This window comes from Streptomyces sp. SID3343, assembly GCF_009865215.1.
Lineage (GTDB): Bacteria > Actinomycetota > Actinomycetes > Streptomycetales > Streptomycetaceae > Embleya.
In genome coordinates this window covers 1-3,911 of record NZ_WWJX01000540.1, presented here as the reverse complement: position 1 = coordinate 3,911, position 3,911 = coordinate 1, and the positions used below count along the sequence as shown (strand labels likewise).

Below are 3,911 nucleotides of genomic sequence, written 5' to 3'. Positions count from 1 at the left end.
CGACTGACCCTGGCCGCCCTGCCGCCGCCCGTCGGCGCCCGCGTGGCCACGTATCTCGCCGACCCGACCGCGGTGACCACGATGGTCTCCACCATGGATCTGGGCCCCGAGCCGCTGCACCACGCGGGGGCGCCGGCCCTGGCGGCGACCATGTTCGCCGCGCCGCCGTCCGGAGTGCGCTGTTACAGCGCGCTCGCCCGCCACGGCGACACCGTCCGCCTGAGCGTCTATCACGACGAAGCCCTCACCCACCTCGCCCACTTGGGCGAGTACTGGCTCGCCGCCCTGGCCGACCTCGCGCCACCGGGCGGCCCTGGCAACCGACCTCGGCAACCGACGTCGGCAACCGGTCCCGGCAACCGACGTCGGCAACCGACGTCGGAAGCCGATCCGGGTGACCGCCACCTGGGCTGAACGGAGTCGCCTTCTCGCGGAAGTGGTGTCGGACCGGCCGATGTCGAGGCATGGCACGTAATCTCGCCCGATACATCCGGTCATGTCCGGTGTGGTCGAGGTCGAGATGGGCCGTCGTCGCACCACGTCCCCGCGGGAGCCGCAAGTGAACACCGTGAACCCGCACGTCGGCTCGACGTCCCGCCGGGGGTTCGTGACACTCGTCGCGGGAGTGGGCGCGGCCGCCGCCGTCGGCACGGGAAGGGCAGCCGGATCCCCGCGGCGCGCCGGGGAGGACGCCGTCGTGCTGCGCAGTCGGGCCGCCGTGCCGGACGCGTTCGCGGTGCCGCTGCCGATCCCGCCGGTCGCGGACCCGGTGTGCCGAGACGGCGATACCGACTACTACGAGATCGAGCAGCGCGAGGCGGCCGTAGCGATCCTGCCCGGGGCGGTCACCACGGTGTGGGGCTACGACGGGATGTTCCCCGGCCCCACGATCGCGGCCCGCTCGGGGCGCCGAGTGGTGGTCACCATGCGAAATCGCCTGCCCGTACCCACGGTCACCCACGTGCACGGCAGTGTGACCCCGCCCGAATCCGACGGGTATCCCACCGATCTCGTGCCGAGCGGGGACGAGCGGACCTACGAGTATCCGCTCGGGCAACGGGCGGCGACCCTGTGGTACCACGACCACCGCATGGACTACACCGCTCCGCAGATCTGGCGCGGCCTGCTCGGAGTCTTCCTCGTGCACGACGACGAGGACGACGCGTTGTCGTTGCCCAGGGGTGATCGAGACGTCCCCCTGCTGTTGTGCGATCGTTCGTTCGATGCCGACGGATCGTTCCTCTATCCGGCCCTGGACCCGCGGGGTACCGGCGATCAGCCGGGCGTGCGCGACGAGTTCGCGGGCGGCGTGCTCGGCGACGTACAACTCGTCAACGGCGCCCCGTGGCCCGAATTGGCGGTCGCCGCCGGCCGCTACCGGTTCCGGCTCGTCAACGGCTCCAACGCCCGCTCCTACCTCCTCGCCCTGTGCGCCGGCGACAGCGGGCCCGCCGCCGTGTTCACCCAGATCGGCAGCGACGGGGGCCTGTTGGCGGCCCCCGTCGAGCACGACGGCCTGGCCGTCTCCCCGGGCGAGCGGTTCGACGTGGTCGTCGACTTCTCCGGCTACCCGGTGGGCAGTCACGTCACGATGCTCAACACGCTGGGCGCCGGCCGGATGGGGCAGGTGATGCGCTTCGTGGTCACGAGCGCGGCGCGGGACGAGCAGGACGACGCGCGGGTGCCGGACCGGCTGAGCACCCTCGCGCTGCCGAGCGCGGCGGATGCGGTCGCCGTGCGCACGTTCGACTTCCGCCGCACCGAGGGATCCGGCGGACACGCGATGTGGACGATCAACGGCCGCCCGTTCGACGTCGACGAGACGCTCGCCGAGGTCGGGTTGGGGACGGTGGAGCGGTGGCGCTTTCGCAGCGACGGGCACCACCCCGTGCACCTGCACATGGCGCACTTTCGGGTGCTGTCCCGGGACGGGCACGCGCCCGCCGCGTCGGACGCCGGGTGGAAGGACACCGTCGACCTGCGGCCGCGCGAAGTCGTGGACGTACTGGTCCGGTTCGACGGCTACCGCGGCCGCTACGTGTTGCACTGCCACAACCTGGAACACGAGGACATGGCGATGATGGCGAACTTCGACGTGGTGTGACCGGGCCGCGGGGTTCGGGCAGCACGACCCGGTCGGCTATCCGTCCACGGCGTCGGGCCCGCCCGGAATGCCCGAACCCCGCGGCCGCGCCGCGGACTTGCCTGTCGCCGAGCCCCGGTCGCGCAGGCGTTGCGCGGCGTGGGCGGCGGAAAGCATGGTGTGTGTGCCGGCCGAGACGCCCGCGATCGACGGCGTCGCCGTCGCCGTTCGGTGGGCGCCGTTCTTCGTCGCCTGGTGGGGGTGCGCCGGGACGGTCCGGTGTCGGTAGGTCGATGCCCCGCCGGTCCGGGCGGGTTCGCCAGCGGCGGTCGGTGGGTCGGCCGCAGCCGGTGTGGCGTTCTCCAGGAACCTCAGGAGTTCCACCGGGAAGGGCAGTACGACGGTCGAGTTCTTCTCGGCTGCGACCTCCACGATCGTCTGCAGCAGGCGCAGTTGCAGCGCCGCCGGGCTGGTCGCCATCACGTCCGCCGCGGACGCGAGCTTGCGGGACGCCTGGAACTCGCCGTCGGCGGTGATGATGCGCGAACGCCGCTCACGCTCGGCCTCCGCCTGCCGCGACATCGAGCGCTTCATCGACTCCGGCAGCGCGACATCCTTGATCTCCACGCGGTCGATCTCCACGCCCCAACCCACCGCCGGGGAGTCGATCATCAGGGCCAACCCCTGATTGAGCGCCTCCCGATTGGACAGCAGGTCGTCCAGATCGCTCTTGCCGATGATCGACCGCAACGACGTCTGCGCGACCTGCGACACCGCGAACCTGTAGTCCTGCACCACCACTGTCGCCTTGATCGGATCCGACACCCGGAAGTACACGACCGCGTCGACCCGCACGGTCACGTTGTCGCGCGTGATGCCGTCCTGCGCGGGGATCGGCATCGTCACGATCTGGGTGTTGACCTTGCGCATTCGATCCACGCCCGGCACGAGCCGAGTGAGGCCGGACCGGATCAGCGGCACGACGAGTTCGTCCGCGGCCAGCCCCGTCCGGGAGGCCGCGATCAGCGCGAGCGCCGGATCGGTGCCCAGCGACTCGGCGCATCGCGTCGGTGCGTCGGGGCGGCGCGGCGGCGCGGGTCGGGCGGCGGCTGCCCACAGATACGGAAAGGCGGCGCTGTCGGTGGGGGCGTCGGCGTGTCCGGCCAGATGTGCCACGACGGACCGCTCGACCGCGTCCGCCGGTGTGGGGGTGCCCGAACCCGCGGCCACGGCCAGGGTCACGGTGTCCACGTCGCCGCCGATCCGCGCGACGCGGCGGGTCGTGTCCGTCGTGCCCGCGGGCCGCACGGTCACGGTCAGCGGTCCTGCGAACCGCAGCGCGGGTTCGAGGGAGAACTCGTCCGTGTCCGGGTCCAGGGTGACCCGTTGCGGCGCGAACCACGGGGCCAGCACCGTGTGTACGAGGACATCCACGGGGCCGCCGCGCCGTCGGCCGAGGAGTTCGACCACGACGCCGTCGCACGCCGTGGAGGCGACCACGGGCACGTCCCGGATCAGTGCGACCGGTGCGCGCCGGCCCGGGAGTTCGAGGTAGACGTTCAGGTCGTCGTGGCTGCGCAGCGTGTCGGTGAGGGCGCCGAGGTGGACATGGTGGAGTTCCCGTACGCCCTCGGATCCGCACGCGAGCTGTTGGATCGGGCTCTCCGGGCCGAAACCGGCGACGAACCCCGGGGCGCCACCGGCCGCTTCCGCGGCGACGGCCGGCAGGCGCAGGTCCAGCCAGGTGTCGGCACCGATCTCGGCCGGAGTGAGGTCGAGGGGCACGACGCCCCACTGGCCGGTCCGGTTCGGAGTGCGTTTGCGCACG

Annotated in this window: 1 protein-coding gene and 2 pseudogenes; 2 read left to right on the top strand and 1 reads right to left on the bottom strand. The window is 72.2% G+C overall.

The window, feature by feature from the left end; all coding sequences use genetic code 11:
• Together GT354_RS16740 and GT354_RS16735 are read left to right on the top strand one after the other, a co-directional pair.
• Window positions 1-414, top strand: a pseudogene (locus GT354_RS16740) (hypothetical protein); the annotation flags it as partial.
• Between the two features lie 145 nt (window positions 415-559).
• Entirely contained in the window at window positions 560-2,104 is a 1,545-nt protein-coding gene (locus tag GT354_RS16735) for a multicopper oxidase domain-containing protein (protein ID WP_346012055.1), read from the top strand.
• A gap of 36 nt (window positions 2,105-2,140) precedes the next feature.
• Here GT354_RS16735 and GT354_RS16730 read toward each other — a convergent pair.
• Window positions 2,141-3,049 (bottom strand): annotated as a pseudogene (locus tag GT354_RS16730) (slipin family protein); the annotation flags it as partial.
• Between the last annotated feature and the right edge of the window lie 862 nt (window positions 3,050-3,911).